15 protein-coding genes are annotated in these 18,444 nt (G+C 70.7%); 6 read left to right on the forward strand and 9 right to left on the reverse strand.

The features are described 5' to 3' along the window. Window positions 1–160: 160 nt before the first annotated feature. Window positions 161–472: a hypothetical protein gene (locus H4W31_RS33365; protein ID WP_192770251.1), complete on the forward strand. Its 312-nt coding sequence runs from the start codon at window positions 161–163 to the stop codon at window positions 470–472. A 69-nt stretch (window positions 473–541) separates the two neighbouring features. On the opposite strand, the gene H4W31_RS33370 is transcribed toward H4W31_RS33365, so the two are convergent. Continuing rightward, a complete protein-coding gene (locus H4W31_RS33370; RefSeq protein WP_192770252.1) occupies window positions 542–3,796 on the reverse strand; it encodes a BTAD domain-containing putative transcriptional regulator in 3,255 nt (1,084 codons plus the stop codon). A 269-nt stretch (window positions 3,797–4,065) separates the two neighbouring features. Here H4W31_RS33370 and H4W31_RS33375 point away from each other — a divergent pair, with 269 nt between their 5' ends. Together H4W31_RS33375 and H4W31_RS33380 are read left to right on the forward strand one after the other, a co-directional pair. Next, complete coding sequence (locus H4W31_RS33375) at window positions 4,066–4,959, forward strand: hypothetical protein (protein WP_192770253.1); 894 nt, start codon at window positions 4,066–4,068, stop codon at window positions 4,957–4,959. Between the two features lie 118 nt (window positions 4,960–5,077). Continuing rightward, complete coding sequence (locus H4W31_RS33380; protein WP_192770254.1) at window positions 5,078–5,860, forward strand: LLM class flavin-dependent oxidoreductase; 783 nt, start codon at window positions 5,078–5,080, stop codon at window positions 5,858–5,860. A gap of 14 nt (window positions 5,861–5,874) precedes the next feature. On the opposite strand, the gene H4W31_RS33385 is transcribed toward H4W31_RS33380, so the two are convergent. The 7 genes from H4W31_RS33385 to H4W31_RS33415 all read right to left on the reverse strand — a co-directional run bounded on the left by H4W31_RS33385 (window position 5,875) and on the right by H4W31_RS33415 (window position 14,073). Beyond that, complete coding sequence (locus tag H4W31_RS33385) at window positions 5,875–6,729, reverse strand: 4'-phosphopantetheinyl transferase family protein (protein WP_192770255.1); 855 nt, start codon at window positions 6,727–6,729, stop codon at window positions 5,875–5,877. A gap of 138 nt (window positions 6,730–6,867) precedes the next feature. Next, on the reverse strand, window positions 6,868–7,539 hold the full coding sequence (locus H4W31_RS33390) for an L-ribulose-5-phosphate 4-epimerase (RefSeq protein ID WP_192770256.1): 672 nt from the start codon (window positions 7,537–7,539) through the stop codon (window positions 6,868–6,870). A 31-nt stretch (window positions 7,540–7,570) separates the two neighbouring features. Then, on the reverse strand, window positions 7,571–9,241 hold the full coding sequence (gene araB / locus H4W31_RS33395; RefSeq protein ID WP_404825740.1) for a ribulokinase: 1,671 nt from the start codon (window positions 9,239–9,241) through the stop codon (window positions 7,571–7,573). A gap of 112 nt (window positions 9,242–9,353) precedes the next feature. Continuing rightward, a complete protein-coding gene (yjfF, locus tag H4W31_RS33400; RefSeq protein WP_192770258.1) occupies window positions 9,354–10,352 on the reverse strand; it encodes a galactofuranose ABC transporter, permease protein YjfF in 999 nt (332 codons plus the stop codon). 76 nt (window positions 10,353–10,428) lie between these two features. Beyond that, window positions 10,429–11,481, reverse strand: a complete 1,053-nt coding sequence (locus tag H4W31_RS33405) for an ABC transporter permease (protein WP_192770259.1) — start codon at window positions 11,479–11,481, stop codon at window positions 10,429–10,431. Then, window positions 11,481–13,073: a sugar ABC transporter ATP-binding protein gene (locus H4W31_RS33410; RefSeq protein ID WP_225947443.1), complete on the reverse strand. Its 1,593-nt coding sequence runs from the start codon at window positions 13,071–13,073 to the stop codon at window positions 11,481–11,483. The genes H4W31_RS33405 and H4W31_RS33410 overlap by 1 nt, the downstream gene beginning before the upstream one ends. Window positions 13,074–13,131: 58 nt before the next feature. Beyond that, a complete protein-coding gene (locus H4W31_RS33415; protein WP_192772588.1) occupies window positions 13,132–14,073 on the reverse strand; it encodes an ABC transporter substrate-binding protein in 942 nt (313 codons plus the stop codon). A 410-nt stretch (window positions 14,074–14,483) separates the two neighbouring features. Here H4W31_RS33415 and H4W31_RS33420 point away from each other — a divergent pair, with 410 nt between their 5' ends. Both H4W31_RS33420 and H4W31_RS33425 read left to right on the forward strand, forming a co-directional pair. Beyond that, window positions 14,484–15,467 carry a LacI family DNA-binding transcriptional regulator gene (locus H4W31_RS33420; protein ID WP_192772589.1) on the forward strand — a complete coding sequence of 328 codons (984 nt, stop codon included), beginning with the start codon at window positions 14,484–14,486 and terminating at the stop codon, window positions 15,465–15,467. A 349-nt stretch (window positions 15,468–15,816) separates the two neighbouring features. Next, window positions 15,817–16,167, forward strand: a complete 351-nt coding sequence (locus H4W31_RS33425; RefSeq protein ID WP_192770260.1) for a histone-like nucleoid-structuring protein Lsr2 — start codon at window positions 15,817–15,819, stop codon at window positions 16,165–16,167. Window positions 16,168–16,337: 170 nt separating this feature from the next. Here the strand turns inward: H4W31_RS33425 and H4W31_RS33430 are convergent, their stop codons facing one another. Beyond that, window positions 16,338–17,636, reverse strand: coding sequence for a L,D-transpeptidase (locus H4W31_RS33430; protein WP_192770261.1), 1,299 nt, complete (start codon window positions 17,634–17,636; stop codon window positions 16,338–16,340). 201 nt (window positions 17,637–17,837) lie between these two features. On the opposite strand from H4W31_RS33430, the gene H4W31_RS33435 reads away from it, so the two are divergent. Continuing rightward, window positions 17,838–18,443: a DUF1349 domain-containing protein gene (locus H4W31_RS33435; protein WP_225945802.1), complete on the forward strand. Its 606-nt coding sequence runs from the start codon at window positions 17,838–17,840 to the stop codon at window positions 18,441–18,443. Window position 18,444: the final 1 nt, after the last annotated feature.

Genomic DNA, 18,444 nt, shown 5'->3' on the forward strand with positions numbered 1-18,444 from the left:
AACCCGGCCGGGGGAAAGTGCCTCCGGGGTAGAAAGGTGACGCCGGGTCACCACCCCCGGCGCCAACCCGCCGCCCCCGGGCCGGCCGTTTCCGCCGACCGGCTCCGACCCGGTCCGCCTCGGGGCATGCTCAGGTGGTGGACGGCGAAGGAGGTACGGCGTGAAGAACTACGACGACGACTGGACCGAGGACCAGCGCGCGCTGTACGACGAGTGCTACGACCTCGGCGAGGGCTGGGCCGGGGACCCGGAGACCGACGCCGACCAGCTACAGGACGTGCTGAACCTGACCGAGGTGGACGAGGACGAACTCGCCGACGTGGACCTCACCTATCCCCCGCTGGTGGACGCGGTGGCCGAGGCGACCGGGGAACTGGTCACCAGCGTGACCGCCGACCGGGACGACCCGGCGTTCCGGGGCTTCGTCGACGGCGTACGGCAGGGCGCCGAGGAGGACGTCTTCGGCCTCTGAGCACCCGTGGGCCCGCCTGCGGGAACCAGCGACGCCCAGGAGCCCTGCCGAACCGGGCGGTCCGGAACCTCAACGGGCCAGCCGGGCCGGTACGCCGAGCACCGCCATCGCCCGCCGGTACCGCCGGTACGCCTCGTCCGCCTCGCCGTACCGGCCGGCCGAGGTCAGCACCGAGATCAGCTCCTCGTGTGTCCGCTCGTCGTACGGCTCGACCTCCAGCGCCCGTCGCAACTGGTGGGCCGCCTGCTCCTGGTCGCCCCGGTGCCGGGCCAGCTCGGCCAGGGCCCGGATCACCCGCAGGTAGAGCCGGCGCATCTCGTCCCGCACCGGGACCGCCCAGTCGTCGTACGGGTCGTCCACCAGGAAGTCGCCCTGGTAGCGCTGCTCGGCAAGGCACAGGATGTCCTGCGCGGGACTGGTTTCGCCGCGTTCGAACCGGCGCAGCCCGAGCAGCGCTTCGGCCTGGAACAGTTCCACGTCGAGTTCCACCTGTTCGACATCCAGTGCCACGCTGGTCCGCTCCGCCACCACGTACCGGTCCACCGGGCCCCGGCGGTGCGGATCCAGGACACCACGCAACAGGGAGAGCAGCACGGAGAGTCGGTGGCCGACCCGGCCCGGCTCCTCGTCGGGCCAGAGCAGCTCGGCGAGCTGTTCCCGGGACACCGGTCGGCCCCGGCGGGCGGCCAGGATCCGGAGCAGATCCCGTGCCTTGCGGGACTGCCAGGCCGAGGTCGGCACGGGGTGCCCGTCGACGCGTACCTCGAACCGGCCCAGGGTGCGTACCGCGACCGTCGCCGGCAGCCCCGGCTGACCGGCCGGCGCGGGGACGACGACGTCCGCCTCGGCGAGCCGGGCGGCGGCGACCCGGGCGTCGATCCGGTCCACCGCACCGGCCCCGGGCAACCGGCCGATCAGCACGCACACCCGATCGGCCTCGATCTGCGCCCCGATCTCGCGCAGGATCGCGCCGGCCTCCAGCAACGCCGGCCGGGCGAACCGCGGCTCGGCAGCGGCCCGCAACCGCAGCGCCTCGGCGAGCCCGGCCCGGTCCTGGTGCAGCCGTGCCTGCTCCTCCACCTCGGCGGCGAGTCGGGCCGCCCGGGGGAGATCCGGTACGGCCATCGCGACCCAGCCCAGCGCGGACCTGGCCACGATCGCGTGCGGGCCCCGGGCCAGTTCGACGGCGCGTTCGGCCAGGGCGGTGGCGGCCGACAGGTTCTCCCGGGCGATGACCATCGCCAGGCCGGCCAGCGCGGGAACCAGGGCGAAGACGTTCCCGCACGGTTCGCTGACCCGTACCGCCTCCTCATAGGCGGCGCGGGCGAGGCTGTCCCGGCCGCGCAGCAGGTGCAGTTGTCCGAGACCGATCAGTGGCGCGGCGATGTTCCCCGAACCGATCCGCTGCTGCACCGCCACTGACCGTTCGTAGTCGGCCGTCGCCTCGTCGAGCCGGCCGAGCCGGGCCAGCCCGGCGCCTCGAACGGCCAGCGCCAGCGCCAGCATCGGTGGTTGTCCCGAGACCTCGGCCAGTTCGACCGCCTCGGCCGCCTCGGTCACCGCCTCCCGGTACCCGGCCACCCCGGCTCGGGCCGCCGCGAGGTTGATCCGGGCCCACGCGGCCAGTCCGAGGTCGCCGACGGTGTCTGCCAGCCGTACCGCCTCGGTGAGTTGGCCGAAAACGGCCGACCGGTCGCCGGTCAACCGCGCCGTCAGTCCCGCCGCCACCCCGGCGGTCACCGACGCCTGGACGACTGTCAGGTCCGAGCCGGAGATCGGCGTCGGTTGCCCCGGGGAGGTCGGAGTCCGGCCCGAACCGGGCGGCACCGCCGCCGTCCCCCGCCTGGACGACGACGCCGGGCCGGGCGGGCGGACCGGCGTGCCCGGCACCGGGGCGGCGGCGACCGCCAGCGCCTGGCGTGCCCGGTCCCGGGCCGTGCCGACGTTCCCGGCGAGCGCGTACGCGCAGCCGGCCCAGCCGAGCAGCAGCGCCTCGTCGACCGTCCGCCCGGTGCCGGTCGACGCCTGCTCGAAGACCCCGATCGCGGCGAGCGGCTCGCCGCGCAACAGGTACACCAGCCCGTACCGCCAGGCGAGTGCCGGCGGCAGTCCGGCCCGCCGACCAGCCAGCGCCCGGTAGATCTCGAGCGCCGAGTCCGCCTCGCCGACCATTCGCAACGCGTCCGCGCGCAACTGGCGCAGTGGCGCGCGCAGGGCCGCCGGCAGCGCCTCGACCGCGGCGGCCACCACCGCGCTCTCGCCGTCGGCGAGCAGCCGCACGCCGGAGCCCCGCAACACCTGGGCCACCGAGTCGACGCGGCCGGCTTCCTGGTAACCGCGCAGTGCCGCCGCCGGCAGGCCATGACCGGCGTACCAGTCGGCCGCCCGGACCCGCAGGACGGTGACCTGTGCCGGCGGCATCGGCAGGTGCCGGTGCACCGCGCCGGCGACCACCGGGATCGCCGGATATCCGGTTCCGTCCGGCCGCTCCCGCCCGAACAGCCCGACGGCGGCCAGCCAGCGCAGCAGCCGCCCGGTCCGCCGGGGATCCGCCCCGGCGACCAGTTCGGGATGCGCCGGGTCGAGTCGGGCGGCCTGCCGCAGCAGCCGGGCGGCGCCCGCCGGCAACTCCGGAAAGACCTCACTGACCAGGTACGCCTCGGCCCAGGCGACGGCACCGGGCAGCGAGGACGGGGCGCCGTCGTGGCCCCCGCCGTCCCGGTGGCACTGGGCGAGCAGGTGGACCAGGGCCGGCCAGCCGGCCGTCGCCCGGTGCACGGTCCGGGCCAGCGCCGGATCCGCCAGGTCGTACTGCTCGCGCAGCAGGTCCGTCACCTCCGGGCAGGACAGCGCCAGGTCCACCGGCCCCAGCACGCCCAGCTCGCCTCGTCGGCACCCGCCACCGATCAGGGCGGACGCCGGCGGACTGCGGGTGAGGATCATCAGCCGGACCCGCTCGGGCAGCCGACGCGCCGCAGCCAGTACGGCGCGCAGCCGCGCGCCGGGCAGCTGGCCGATGTCGTCGAGTACGAGCCACAGATCGTGCCCGGGGTCGTCGCCCGTGGACCGCAGCAGTTCGGCCAGGTGCACGTCCGGTTCCTCGACGGCGTCGACGTCGAAGATCGCGCTGGATTCGGCCGGCGTGCACCATCGGCTGCTGGCCCGGGCCAACAGTCGCCGTACCGTGGTCGTCTTGCCGTAGCCGGCCGCGGCCACCACGAAGGTACAGCGCCGGCCCGGGATCGCCGACCACTGCCTGCGCTCGGGCCGTGGCCGGACGGGCGATCCCGGGCGGATCGACGGCGGCAGGGATGACGTGCGCAACCTGAAGCTCCTCCCCCGGTGACCGGTACCGACACGGTGGGGGGCGCCGGGCGTCAGCATGTCGGCACAAGCCGGGCATTTGCCAGCGAGAGTCGGAACGCCGACACAGCGTCTCCACCAGGAAGTTCCACCGCCGGTCCGGCGGCGTCCCTGATCCGGCCCTGACCGCGTCCTGATCCGACCCGGACCGCACCGTGACGGCCCTGACCAGGCTAAACCGTGCGCCACCGCAAGTTCCTGCGGCGGGCGACGAAGGGAGATCTGCAGCGATGGCTGTCAAGAAGATCAGGGAGTGGCGCGGAACGGCGCCGGTCCTCGTGTTGGTCATGGCGATCGGCACGATCGGCGCCGGCGGGCCCGCCCGGGCCACCGGTGTGGGCGCCCAGAGTGACTCCGGCACCCGGGTCGCCGCTCCGGTACGGGTCACCGCCACCAGCGCGTCGAACTCGCTCGCGAGCAAGAGCATCGTGGCCACCTGCCCGGCGGGGCAGCGGGTCTACGGCGCCGGCGGCGAGATCAACGGTGCCGGGGGCAATGTGACCATGGACGACGTCACCCCGAGCCTCGCCCTCAACAACGTGCTCGTGACGGGGGTCGAGAACGGCGCGTTCGCCGGCAACTGGACCATCACCGCGTACGCCATCTGCGGCGTCAACACGCTCAACCTGCAACGCATCCAGTTCACCAGCGTGACCAACTCCGTCACGCCCAAGTCGGTCTTCGTCGGATGTCCCTCCGGCCTCCGGCTCTACGGCCTCGGCGGCGAACTCAACGGTGCCGGCGGCAACGTCTTCCTCGACGACCTCACCCCGAACGTGGGGCTGACCGGGGCGACGGTCACCGGGTACGAGAACGGCGCGTTCGCCAACAACTGGAACATCACCGGGTACGCGATCTGCGGCAACCCCTCGGCGAACATGGTGCGACGGGTGCTGACCAGTGCCGTCGCCTCACCCCTGGCGGCCTCGGCCACCACGGCCGCCTGTCCGGCCGGTACCCGGGTGCACGGGGTGGGCGCCGAACTCAACGGGGCGCTCGGTGCGGTCGTCATCGACGATCTGCGCCCCAACGTGGGTCTGCTCACCGCCACCGCGACCGGCGCCGAGAACGGCGCGTTCGCCGGCAACTGGAGCGTCACCTCGTACGCGATCTGCTCCGCGTAGCCGCCGACGGGTACGCGCCCCCGCCGTCCCCGGCTTCGAGACCGGGGGCGGCGGGGCCGGCCAGCCCGGCGGACGGACGGGACAGCCAAAGTCGACGCCGACCGGTAGACATGCGGGCATGCGGTACGCCATCTCCATTCCACCCGCTGGCCCACCGGCAGACCTGATCGCCTGCGCCGTCGCCGCCGAGCACGCCGGATGGGACGCCTTCTTTCTCTGGGACCACGTCTACATCGCCGACGGCATGCCACTGCACGATCCGTGGGTGCTGCTCGGCGCGATCGGGACCGCCACCGAGCGGCTCCGGCTCGGCGCGATGGTCACGCCACTGGCCCGGCGCCGGCCGTGGAAAGTGGCCAAGGAGGTGATCACGCTGGATCAGCTCACCGGTGGCCGGGTCGTGGTCGGCGTCGGGCTCGGCGTCCCGGACAGCGACTTCACCGCCTTCGGCGAGTCGGCCGACCCGCGAACCCGGGCCGCGACCCTCGACGAGGCACTGGTGGTGCTGGACGGTCTGCTGCGCGGCGATGTGGTGGACCACGCCGGTCCGCGGTTCCGGGTGCGGGCCCGGCTCACCCCCGGCAGCGTGCAGCGGCCACGGCCGCCGATCTGGGTCGCCGCGACCTGGCCCCACCGGCGCCCGCTGGCCCGGGCCGCCCGCTACGACGGGGTGTTCGCGCTGGGCCGCGACGCGGTCGGCGGCCTGACGCCGGCACAGGTGGCCGAGGTACGCGCCGTTCTCGGACCCGACCAGGACATCGTCCTGCCGTACGACCCGGCGGTGCCGATCGACGAACACGCCGCCGCCGGGGTCACCTGGTCGGTACTCGGTCCCGACGAGCCCTCCGGGGACTGGCTGGCGGTGCTGCGTCGACGGATCGAGGCCGGCCCGCCCGGCTGAACCGGACACCGACCTCAGGCCGCCGGCCGTGGCTCCCGGGCGAGGGTCGTGGCGGAGAACTCCGCCTGGGTGATCCGGACCGGCGCGCTGGTGAGTACGGCGACCGCCGCCGCATAGCCCGGCCCCGCCTCGAGGTCGTACAGCCGCGCCGGCCCGTCCAGCGGACGGTCGCCCGACCAGTCGACAAGTTGGGCCGGCCCGTCGGGCGGGGTGAGGGTGATCGTCCTCATCGGCACGGCGAGCCCGTGCCCGGTCGCCTTCAACAGGGCCTCCTTGCGGGCCCAGTAGCCGAAGAACGCCGTCCGGGCGGTCTCCGCCGGCTGCCTCGCCCACCAGCGCAGTTCGGCGGGTGCGAGCACCGTGTCGCTCAGCGCCACCACGTCCGTACCCTCCGCCAACTCCTGGACGTCGAGACCGACCGGCTCCGCCGCCACCGCCAGACCGACCCAGTCGCCGGAGTGGGTGAGCGAGAAGTCCAGTGTGGTCGCCGGCCACTCGACCACCGGCTTGCCGTGTCCGGCGCCGCAGTGCCGGCAGTGCCGGGAGAACTTCAGCCGCGCCGGGGGTACGTCGAGATAGTGACCGAGCAGGAGCCGTACGCCGACGTGCGCGGCCTGGTACCGGTCCCGGTCGGCGGGCCGGAGGAAACGTTTGTGCCGCTCGCGTTCCTCGTCGTCGAGCACGTCGAACCCGTCCCAGTGACCGGAACCCATCGGCAGGCGCCACACCTGACACTCGCCGGTCGTCGGCGCCACCGGCCCGACCTGCTCCCCGATCGAGGTCGCCGGCGGCGGCACCGGCGACGACGGCTCGGGCCTCGGTGCCGGCAGCCTGGGCGGCTCGCCGGACGGGCCAGGGGATCCGGTCAACGGTCACCACCATCGGTCGCGGAGCGGACGGGCGGACGCGGGCAGCCACCCACGGGTCGGGCGTACGCGAGCATGCCAGAGGCGGCGACCGGCGCACCACCCCCGGGGGGGTCTGCCACGCCGACCGCCGCCCCAGCGTCACCGCTGGCCGTAAACCCCCTGGTAGCGCTCGTAGAGGGCATCGATGTGCTCCGGCTCGATCGGCACCAGCGCGCCACCGGACCGGGCGATGTGCACCGTACGGGCCACGTCCTCGCACATCACCGCCGCCTTCACCGCCGCCTTCGCGCTGGCGCCGATCGTGAAGACGCCGTGGTTGCGCATCAGCACCGCCGGGGAGCGGTGACCGGCGAGCGTCGCCACGATCCCCTTGCCGATGTCGTCGCCGCCGATCAGCGCGAACGGACCGATCGGGATCTCCCCACCGAACTCGTCGGCCATCGCGGTGAGGACACACGGGATCGACTCGCCCCGGGCCGACCAGGCGGTGGCGTACGCGCTGTGCGTGTGCACCACCCCGTTGACGTGCGGCATCGCCCGGTAGACGTACGCGTGCGCGTCCGTGTCACTCGACGGCGAGTGGTTGCCGTCGACGACGTTCCCGTCCAGGGTCGTCACCACCATCGACTCCGGCGTCAACTCGTCGTACGACACGCCGCTGGGCTTGATCACCAGCAGGTCGGCGCCCGGCACCCGGGCACTGACGTTCCCGCTGGTCCAGGTGACCAGTTCCCAGCGGGTCAACTGCTCGTGCAGTTGGCACACCTCGCGGCGCAACCGGGCGATGGTGTCGCTGACCGTGTCGCTCATGCCCGTCCTCCGCCTCGCTCGCTCCGGCCGGTCATGCCCGTACCTCCCCGCGTAGCGCGTGCAACCGGTGCAGGACGTCGTTGCCGCCCCGACCGAAGTAGTCGTGCAGCCGCTCGTACTCCGCGTACAACCGGTCGTAGACGTCGGCGCTGGCCGGATCCGGCTGGTAGACCGCCCGGCGGACCTTGCCCATCGCGGCGGCCGCGACCGTGATGTCCGGATAGGCCCCGGCGGCCACCGCCGCGTGGATCGCGGAGCCGAGCGCCGGCCCCTGCTCGGAGTCGATGACACTCAACGGCCGGCGCAGCACGTCGGCGTAGACCTGCATCAGGAACTGGTTCTTCAGCAGGCCGCCGGCGACGATGAACTCGGTCACCGGCACCCCGGAGGTGTCGAACGCCGAGACGATGGTGCGGGTACCGAACGCGGTGGCCTCGATCAGCGCCCGGTACTGGTCCTCGGGACGGGTGGCCAGGGTCTGCCCGACGATGACGCCGGACAGGTCGTGGTCGACCAGCACCGAACGGTTGCCGTTGTGCCAGTCCAGCGCGACCAGGCCGTGCTGGCCCGGACGTTGGGCGGCGGCCAGCGCGGTCAGGTGCTCGTGCACGCCGATGCCGCGTCGGGCGGCCTCCTCGGCGTAGTCGGCCGGCACGCAGTGCTCGACGAACCAGCCGAAGATGTCTCCCACGCCGCTCTGTCCGGCCTCGTATCCCCATCGACCGGGCACGATGCCGTCCCGGACCACCCCGCACATCCCCGGCACGTCGGCCAGGACGTCCGAGACCATGACATGGCAGGTCGACGTACCCATGATGGCGAGCATCTGGCCCGGCTCGACGGCGTTCGCGGCGGCGGCGGTGACGTGGGCGTCGACGTTGCCGACCGCGACCGCGATCCCGGCCGGCAGCCCGGTCCAGGCTGCGGCCCGGGGAGTCAACTGGCCGGCCAGTCCGCCGAGCGGGGCGAGCGGGTGGGCGAGCCGGGTCTCGACGAAGTCGGCGAACTCGGGGTCCAGGGCGGCCAGGTAGTCCCGCGACGGATACTTCCCGTCGGAGTGGATCCCCTTGTAACCGGCGGTGCAGACGTTGCGGGTCTCGACGCCGCACAGTTGCCAGATGATCCAGTCTGCCGCCTCGATCCACCGCTCGGTACGGGCGTAGATCTCCGGATCCTCGGTCAGCACCTGCAGTGCCTTGGCGAACTGCCACTCCGCCGAGATCCGGCCGCCGTAGCGGGGCAGCCAGGGCTCGCCGCGCTCCTGGGCGAGCCCGTTGATCCGGTCGGCGTGCCGCTGGGCGGCGTGGTGCTTCCAGAGCTTCGGATAGGCGTGCGGCCGGTCGGCGAGCCCGGGTACCTCGTTCAGCGGCGTGCCGTCGGCGAGCGTCGGCAGCACCGTGCAGGCGGTGAAGTCCGTTCCGATGCCGATCACCGATCCGGGATCGACCTCGGCGGCCGAGAGTGCCTTGGGCACCGCCTCACGCAGCACGCAGCGCCAGTCCTCCGGCATCTGCAGCGCCCAGCCGCCGGGCAACGGCGCCCCCGTCTCCGGCAGGCGGTCGTCGATCACCCCGTGCCGGTACTCGTGCACCGCCGAACCGACCTCGGCCCCGTCCGAGACCCGGACCACCACCGCCCGACCGGACAGCGTGCCGAAGTCGACCCCGACGACGTACCGGTCACCGTTAGCGCTCACTCGTATTCCTCCTGGACTTCCACTCTGTCTTGCCGTTCCGACCGTTACCGGCCCGTCGATCCGCCGTCTGGTCACGCCGATGCCCCACCACAGTGTTACCGCTACCACCGGCCCACTGCTAGGGCTGCCGCCTCGCCACGGTGCGCTGCAACACGATGAAGGCGAACAGCAGCACGCCGATGACGATCTTCGTCCACCAGGAGCTCAGATCGCCCTGGAAGGTGATGATGGTCTGGATGAGGCCCAGCACGATGACGCCGAGCACGGTGCCGATCAGGTAGCCGGAGCCACCGGTCAGCAGGGTGCCGCCGATGACCACGGCCGCGATCGCATCGAGTTCCATGCCGACCGCGTGCAGGCTGTTCCCGGAGAGCATGTAGAAGCTGAGCAGCACGCCGCCGAGCGCCGAGCAGAATCCGCTGATCGTGTAGACCGCGATCCGGGTACGGGCCACCGGCAGCCCCATCAGCAACGCCGACTGCGGGTTGCCGCCGATGGCGTACGTGTTGCGGCCGAGTCGGGTGTAACCGAGCACGTAGATGCCGATCGCGACCACCGCCAGGGCGATCAGGACGCTGACCGAGATGAAGAATCCGCCGAACCGGATCCGCTGCTGCGCGATCGAGGTCCAGAGCGGGTCATTGATCGGGATCGACGAGGTGTTGATCGTGTAGCAGAGCCCGCGGGCCAGGAACATCCCGGCCAGGGTCACGATGAACGGCTGGATCTCGAAGTAGTGGATGATGCAGCCCATGCCCAGTCCCAGCAGGGCGCCGATCAACAGCACCAACGGCAGGACCAGGTACGGCGACCAGCCCTGCTCCTGGAGCAGTGAGGCGGAGAGCATCGTGGTCAGGGCCACCACGGCACCGACCGAGAGGTCGATCCCGCCGGTCAGGATGACGAAGGTCATACCGACCGCGACGACCAGCAGGAACGCGTTGTCGACGAAGACGTTCAACACGACCTGGGTGTCGGAGAAGCCGTCGTAACGCAGCACCCCGGCGCCGTACATCAGGACCAGCAGCACTCCGGTGGCGAACAGCGGCAGGTACTTCTGCTGCGGTTGCAGGGCACGTGGTCGGCCGGTAGCCACCGTTCCCGGTACGGCGCTCATGCCCCCTCCTCGCTGCGCTCGTCGGATCCATGAGCTTTAACCGCCCTGAGCCAACCGACTCGCTCGCTGCGCTCGCTCATGCCGGCACCTCCACCTTCGGCTGCTGCTGCCGGTCCGGTTGCGCGGGTGGCGGCCTGCGTCTGCGGCGGAACACCTTCGCCCGGAAGGCCGGCGACTGCAACAGGCAGACCACGGTCACCACCAGGGCCTTGAAGAGCAGTGTCGTCTCCGGCGGGATCCCGATGGTGTAGATGGTGGTGGTCAGGGTCTGGATGATCAGTGCGCCCAGCACCGTGCCGCCCAGCGAGAACCGTCCGCCGGCCAACGACGTACCGCCGATGACGACCGCGAGGATGGCGTCCAGTTCGATCCAGAGTCCGGCGTTGTTGCCGTCGGCGCTGGACACGTTGGAACTGATCATCAGTCCGGCGATGCCGGCGCAGAGACCGCAGAAGACGTAGCTGGTGAAGATGATCCGTTTGGCGTGGATCCCGGCCAACCGGCTCGCCTCGGCGTTGCCGCCGACCGACTCGATCAGCAGGCCGAGTGCGGTACGCCGGGTGAGCAGCAGCGCGAAGCCGAACACCACCAGCGCGACCAGGATCGAGAACGGCACGGTCAGCCAGTAGCCGCCGCCGATCAACTTGTACGGCGAACTGTTGATCGTGATGATCTGGCCGTCGGTGATGAGCTGGGCCAGACCCCGCCCGGCGACCATCAGGATCAGCGTGGCGATGATCGGCTGGATGCCGGCCTGGGCGACCAGGAGGCCGTTCCAGGCGCCGAGCAGCAGGGCCAGCCCGAGGGCGAGTCCCACCGCGAGCAGGACACCGACCACACTGTTCTGGTCACTGAGCCCGCTGATCTGAAGGCACGCGAGGGCGCCGCAGATGGCGACCACCGAACCCACCGAGAGGTCGATCCCACCGGTGGCGATCACCAGGGTCATGCCGAGCGACACCAGGATCAGCGGTGCGCCGAACCGTACGATGTCGATCAGGCTGCCGTACAGGTGCCCCTGACGTACGTCGACGGCGAAGAAGTCGGGGCTGAAGAACAGGTTGCTCGCCAGCAGGATCAGCAGGGTCGCCACCGGCCAGAAGAACCGGTGCCGGAGTACGCCGGCCATCACACCTCCTCCCGGATCACGGCCATGCCAGGATCTGGCGGCGGAGGATCGTCCTCCGATGGGGCTGAGCCGTTGCCGCTCGCGATGATCGCCATGATCCGCTCTGCGGTGACCTCGTCGTCGTTGGCCAGTTCGTCGACCATCCGCCGGTCCCGCAGTACGGCGATCTTGTGACTCAGCCGGAGCACCTCCTCCAGTTCGGCGGAGATGAAGAGCACCGCCATTCCGCCGTCGGAGAGCGTGACCACCAGCCGCTGGATCTCGGCCTTGGCGCCGACGTCGATGCCCCGGGTCGGCTCGTCGAGGATCAACAGCCGGGGCTCGGTGATCAGCCAGCGTGCGAGCAGCACCTTCTGCTGGTTGCCGCCGCTGAGCTGGCTGACCAACGCCTCCGGATTGGCCGGCACGATCCGGAGCGCCTGGACGTACCGGTCGACGAGTTCGTCCTGCCGGCGCCGGGGCAGCGGGCGGGACCAGCCCCGGGCGGCCTGCACGGCCAGGATGATGTTCTCCCGGACGGTGAGGTCCGCCACCAGTCCCTCGGTACGTCGGTTCTCCGAGCAGAAGGCGATGTCGTGGGACATCGCCGCCCGGGGTCCGCGCAACGCGACCGGTTCGCCGTCCACCCGGAGCTGACCGTGGTCGGCCCGGTCCGCTCCGAAGAGCAGCCGGGCCACCTCGGTACGGCCGGAGCCGAGCAGGCCGGCCAGCCCGACCACCTCGCCCCGGTGGATGCTCAGGTTGAACGGGGCCACCGCACCCTTGCGCCCGAGATCGGCCGCCTCGACCACCGGCCGGTCCCGTTCCAACGTGGCCAGCGACCGCCGGGGCTGCTCCTCCAGTTCCTCCAGGACCGCGAGTTCCTTGCCGATCATCGCGCTGACCAGGTCGAGCTGGCTCAGTTCGCGGGTGGCGTACTCGCCGACCCGGCGGCCGTTGCGCAGCACTGTCATCCGGTCGGAGATCTCGTAGACCTGGTCGAGGAAGTGGGTCACGAACAGGATCGCCATCCCCTCCCCCTTCAGCTGCCGCATCACCCGGAAGAGCTGGTCGACCTCGCCGGCGTCGAGGCTCGAGGTCGGCTCGTCGAGGATGAGCACCTTGGCGGAGATGTCGATCGCCCGGGCGATGGCGACCATCTGTTGCACGGCGAGGGAGTGGGTGCCGAGCGGGGCTGAGACGTCGATGTCCAGCCCCAGCCCGTCGAGCAGTCGCCGGGACCGGCGCCGCAGCTCGCCCCACCGGATCGCCCCGTACCGACGCGGTTCCCGGCCGATGTGGATGTTCTCCGCGACGGACAGGTTGGCGCAGAGGTTGACCTCCTGGTAGACGGTGCTCACGCCGGCCTGTTGCGCCTGCAACGGGCCGGCGAAGCGCACCGGCGTGCCGTCGAGGGCGATGTCGCCCTCGTCGACGTCGTACACCCCGGTCAACACCTTGATCAGCGTCGACTTGCCGGCGCCGTTCTCCCCCATCAGCGCGTGCACCTCGCCGGAGAAGAGCCGGAAGTCGACGCCGTCGAGGGCCCTGACGCCGGGGAACCGCTTGCTGATGCCCGTCATCGTCAGGATCGCTCCGGGCTCCCCCACCATGGCCATCCGCCTGCCTCCGTCCATCGTCCCGACTCGCCCGCGCCGCTGACCGCGCCGCTCAGTACTGGCGGTTCGGCAGTGCCGCCTTCGCCTGCTCCTGGGTGAACGTGGTCTCCTCGGTCAGCACCCGCTCCGGCACCGACTCGCCGGCGACGACCTTCTTTACCAGATCCATCAGCTGTGGCCCGAGCAGCGGGCTGCACTCGACGATGTAGTTGATCTTTCCGTCGGCCAGCGCCTGCATCCCGTCCTTCACCGCGTCCACGGTGATGATTCTGATGTCCACGCCCGGCTTCAGGCCAGCCCCCTCGATCGCCTCGATGGCGCCGAGACCCATGTCGTCGTTGTGCGCGTAGAGCACGTCGATGTCCTTGTTGGCCTTCAGGAAGGCCTCCATGACCTCCTTGCCCTTGGCCCGGGTGAAGTCGCCGGTCTGGGAGGCGACGATCTTGAACTTCGGGTCGGCCTTGATGACGTCGGCGAAGCCGGACTTGCGGTCGTTGGCCGGCGCCGAACCGGTGGTGCCCTGCAGCTCCACGATGTTCACCGGCTCGGGCTTGCCCTGGTACTGGCCGACCAGCCACTCGCCGGCCTTCTTGCCCTCCAGCACGAAGTCCGACCCGATGAAGGTCTCGTAGAGCGTGGTGTCCTTGGAGTCGACCGCCCGGTCGGTCAGGATGACCGGAATCTTGGCGTCCTTCGCCTCCAGGAGCACCGTGTCCCAACCGGACTCCACCACCGGGGAGAAGGCGATGACATCGACCTTCTGGGTGATGTACGACCGGATCGCCTTGATCTGGTTCTCCTGCTTCTGCTGCGCGTCGGAGAACTGCAGATCGATGCCGGCCTCCTTGGCCGAATCCTGGATGGACTTGGTGTTGGCGGTACGCCAGCCGCTCTCGGCTCCCACCTGGGCGAAGCCCAGGGTGATCTTGCCGTCGTCAGGCTGGCTTCCGCCCGCACCGTTGTCGCCCCCGCAGGCGGCCAATGCGGTCACCATCAGTCCGCCGAGTACAACGGCGGAGATCTTTTTCAGCACCGTTTCCTCCTCGCCTTGGGAACATCGTCAACTGTCGTGGTTACCGTTCACACTGGGAGCCCGGTAGGGCCGGCGCACCGCCACCTCCACGACACCCGGGTTCGCTGTCGCCGGCCTACATTTCCACCTGAAACACCAGCACTGAGGGCATGCCAGACGTTCTGTGGGGCTTCCTGTGTCGAGAATGTTAACGTTCTCATGCTGCCCGTCAAGAGGTACCTCCGGCGACGGTATGCATCCGTGATTTAGCGACACCTTCGTCGCCCGTACCCGGGCGGCTGGTCGGAACGAGGGAGCGGCCGTTGACTGCTGACCGGATCGACGCCGATGACCAGCCGACCGGTGTGCCGCAGCGAACCCGGGGCTCGGTGATGCGCGATGTCGCGCGACTGGCCGGCGTCTCGCACCAGACCGTCTCCCGGGTGCTCAACGACCATCCGAACGTACGGCCGGAGACCCGGGACCGGGTGCTGGCCGCGATGCGGGCGTTGAACTACCGGCGTAATTCCGCCGCCCGTACCCTGGTCACCCGCAGATCCCGCACCCTGGGACTGGTGGCCTTCGAGACGACGCTGTTCGGCCCGGCCTCCACGCTGTACGGAATCGAACAGGCGGCCCGGGCCGCGGGCTACTTCGTCAGCGTCGCCAGCATCCGGTCGCTGGACCGTGAGTCGGTGCTGGAGGCGATCGACCGGCTCTGCGAGCAGTCGGTCGAGGGGATCGTGGCGATCGCGCCCAAGAACACCGTGGTCACCGCGCTCTCCCAGGCCCCGGCCGAGCTGGCCGTGGTGGGTGTCGGCGGTGGCGGCGAATCCGTCCCCACGGTCTGCATCGACAACGCCACCGGCGCCGCGATGGCCACCCGGCACCTGCTGGCCCTCGGCCACGCCACCGTGCACCACATCGCGGGCCCGCCGGACTGGCCGGAGGCACGGGACCGGATCGACGGCTGGCGTGAGGCGCTGTACGCCGTCGCCGCCCCCGTGCCCGCTCCCCGGCTCGGCGACTGGAGCGCCCGGTCCGGGTACGAGCAGGCCCGGCTGCTGGCCACCGACCCGTCGGTCACGGCGGTGTTCTGCGGCAGCGACCAGATCGCCCTCGGCGCGCTACGCGCCCTGCACGAGGCCGGCCGGCGGGTGCCGGACGAGGTCAGCGTGGTGGGCTTCGACGACGTACCGGAATCCGGCTACTTCCTGCCTCCGCTGACCACCGTTCGACAGGACTTCGCCGAACTCGGCCGGCGCAGTCTGGACCTGCTGATCGAACAGCTCAACGGCGGCTCCCGGACCAACCGCCGGGTCTCGTTGACCCCCACGTTCGTCGTCCGGACCAGTTCGGGACCGCCCTCGACCTGACCTGAGAATCCTTGCCGGGACTGCCGCAGCGATCCCGGCTCGGAGCACCGGAAACGCGGCGCCGACAGGGGATCCGATCGGTCGCCGCGATCCGAAATGCCTACCGCGCGATTTCGCCGGATGCGCTGGCCCACCCGGTAATCCGGTCCTTGCCGGCTGGCCTCGCGCCGTCCGTACGGGTCGGTGCGGGCAGATACGGGGATCGTGATACCCCGAGCGCCAACACGCGGAACAGAAGTCCGCAGAGCTTGTGGTTTTCGCCCAGGAAATGTCCAATGTCTTGCAGAATTCCCTCCCGATCAGTCAAACTCAACCCCTAGCAATAAATGTTCACGAGGAGTAATCGACCATGGCGAAGCAGGTAATCACACTTCTGACCGACGACCTCGACGGCGGCGAAGCCGACCGCACTGTCGAGTTCGGTCTGGACGGGGTCAACTACACGATTGACCTGTCGGATAAGAACGCCGGCAAGCTCCGCAAGGCGTTGGACGCCTACATCCACGCGGGTAGCCGGGTGGGACGCGGCTCGGTGGAAAGCCGTCGATCCGCCCGGCGCGGTCCCGCTACGAGCCCGACTCGAAGTGACCGCGACCTGAACCGCGCCATCCGGGAATGGGCCACGCAGAACGGCCACGAGGTTTCCGAGCGCGGACGCATTCCGTCGTCCGTGGTGCAGGCGTACAACAGCCAGCACTGAAGGCGCGGGAGGCCGGTGGTGCCCGGTTTCCTGATCTGCCCCGGCCGTCCCCCGGCCGGAGCGGGCCCCGACGGACACACCTGGAACGCGAAGGTGCCACCGGCGACAGTTGTCGCCGGTGGCACCAGTGTGTCGCGGACGCCCAGGCGGTTCCGCTTCCTCCCGGGCGGCTACCGGCCGCCGCTACTCGACGTCGGTGTCGGTGCCGCCGGCTTGTCGGCGGCGGGCGGACCGCCGCTCGCCGGGCCACCCGGTGCCGGCGGTGCGGGCGGCGCCGGCGGTGCGGGCTTGAGGTCGGCGGGCACCGGCAGCGCGCTGCCCTTGACGAACTCGTCCCAGCTCACGTTCCAGGCCGTCCAGCCGTTGCCCTGGTCGAGGGCCACCTCGGTGCCCTTGATCGTGACCAGGTCACCGATCCGGGTGGTCTCCATCAGCCAGGCCGCGTTGGCGTCCGACACGTTGGTGCAGCCGTGTGAGACGTTGGCCTCCCCCTGGGCCCCGACGGACCACGGGGCCGCGTGGATGAATTCGCCACCCCAGGTCAGTCGCTGCGCGTTCTGCACCGTGACCACGTAGGGGTCCGGGGAACCCGTGGTGTCGAAGACCGTCGAGTCGTGCTTCTCCATGATCACCATCTTGCCGCTCGACGTCGGGGTGCTGCTCTTACCAAGACTGACCGGAATCTTCTTCACCAGGGCGTCGTCCTTGAACACCGACATCTGCTTGGTCGCGTTGTCGATCTCCAGGAAGATCCGGCTGCTGCCGATCTTCGCGGCGCCCGCCCGGTCGGTGTCACCGAAGCTGCCACCGCCCATCGGCACCCCGTCGAGGGCCGCCCGAACACTGATCGTGGTCCCCGGTCGCCAGAAATCGGGCGCCCGGTAGGAAACCTGGCGACCGTTCTCCTCCCAGGCCCAGGCGCCCGGCTGCGGCGGATCGGTGTTGACCAGCAACCGCCGTTGGATCCCGGCCCGGGCATCCTTCGGGATGTCCGAGTCGAATGCGACCGTTAACGGCATCGCCACCCCGTAGGTCTGGTCACTCTGCAGATTAAGGTTGGTCACGGTCCGTTTGGTCGGCTTGTCCATCGTGGTGAAGCTGGTCTTTTGGGTGACCGTCTTCCCGGCGTCATTCTTCGCCGTTACCTGGGCGGTATACGCCTGCTTGTTCGCCAGCGCCTTGCCCGGCATCCAACCGGAACCGTCCGGACGCAGGGCACCATCGACCCGTACACCGTTGGGATCGGTCACGACGACCTCGGTCACCTTCCCACCCGTCACCGTCGTACCGATCTCGACACTGGTCGGCAGATCCTTACTGTCCGGCGCCGGGGTAATCGCCAGCTTGGGTGGTGCCGGTGCCGGCCGCGAGGCCCGTTTGATGGGATTGCCCGTGCAGCCCGCCAGGACCAACGGCACAGCGGTCAACAGCAGCATCACCAACAACACCGCTCGACGCCTCAGTATCATGCTCCCCCCACCCCATTTCCCCCTGCTCCTGGTCGCATTCGTTGGCGCACCCGATCCGCCGGGAGCGCGTTGCGGCGAGAACCGCCATTACCCCCGGAATCGCCGCTGAACCTGGGGGTAAACCCGTGACGGGCCGGCGGTTCCCCCGGTCGCCGGGCACGGGGGACGGCACGGCGGACCTGGTTCTGGCATCCTGCTCGGATGCGGATCGACATCGGATTGCCAATGGAGCTGGACTGGGAGATCGCGCCGACCCAGTGCCGGCGCGAGGACGACGGGGCGCTCGTCGTGGTCGCACCGGCCCGCACCGACATGTTCGTGGATCCGGCCGGCGGCGAGCCGGTGGTGACCGCGCCCCGACTGCTCGGTCCGGCGCCCGAGGGCGACTTCCAGTTCTCCGCCCGGGTCAGGGTCGACTTCGCCGACAGCTTCGACGCCGGATGTCTCCTGGTCTACGCCGGTCCCCGGCACTGGGCGAAGCTCGCCTACGAACGCTCGCCCCAGGGTGCCGGAATGGCGGTCTCGGTCATCACCCGCGAGTTCTCCGACGACGCGAACGGCTTCGTCGTCGCCGATGGCGCCGCGCTCTGGTTGCGGATCGCCCGACTCGGCCCGGCCTGGGCATTCCACGCCAGCACCGACGGCAAATGGTGGGAATTCGTCCGGCACTTCCGACTCGACCAGGGCGAGGAACCGGTACGGATCGGGCTGGAGGCGCAGGCGCCGATCGGCTCGGGTTGCTCGGTGACATTCGACCGGATCGCCTTCACCGACAGCCGGCTGGCCGATCTGCGCGACGGCCGGTAGC

Source organism: Plantactinospora soyae (assembly GCF_014874095.1).
Lineage (GTDB): Bacteria > Actinomycetota > Actinomycetes > Mycobacteriales > Micromonosporaceae > Plantactinospora > Plantactinospora soyae.

Coding starts and splice junctions, on each gene's coding strand:
- H4W31_RS33405 (WP_192770259.1), bottom strand. CDS start 11,481: ATGGCCGGCGTACTCCGGCACCGGTTCTTCTGGCCGGTGGCGACCCTG.
- H4W31_RS33425 (WP_192770260.1), top strand. CDS start 15,817: ATGGCGAAGCAGGTAATCACACTTCTGACCGACGACCTCGACGGCGGC.
- H4W31_RS33375 (WP_192770253.1), top strand. CDS start 4,066: ATGGCTGTCAAGAAGATCAGGGAGTGGCGCGGAACGGCGCCGGTCCTC.
- H4W31_RS33390 (WP_192770256.1), bottom strand. CDS start 7,539: ATGAGCGACACGGTCAGCGACACCATCGCCCGGTTGCGCCGCGAGGTG.
- yjfF (WP_192770258.1), bottom strand. CDS start 10,352: ATGAGCGCCGTACCGGGAACGGTGGCTACCGGCCGACCACGTGCCCTG.
- H4W31_RS33415 (WP_192772588.1), bottom strand. CDS start 14,073: ATGGTGACCGCATTGGCCGCCTGCGGGGGCGACAACGGTGCGGGCGGA.
- H4W31_RS33410 (WP_225947443.1), bottom strand. CDS start 13,073: ATGGTGGGGGAGCCCGGAGCGATCCTGACGATGACGGGCATCAGCAAG.
- H4W31_RS33380 (WP_192770254.1), top strand. CDS start 5,078: ATGCGGTACGCCATCTCCATTCCACCCGCTGGCCCACCGGCAGACCTG.
- H4W31_RS33420 (WP_192772589.1), top strand. CDS start 14,484: ATGCGCGATGTCGCGCGACTGGCCGGCGTCTCGCACCAGACCGTCTCC.
- H4W31_RS33435 (WP_225945802.1), top strand. CDS start 17,838: ATGCGGATCGACATCGGATTGCCAATGGAGCTGGACTGGGAGATCGCG.
- H4W31_RS33430 (WP_192770261.1), bottom strand. CDS start 17,636: ATGATACTGAGGCGTCGAGCGGTGTTGTTGGTGATGCTGCTGTTGACC.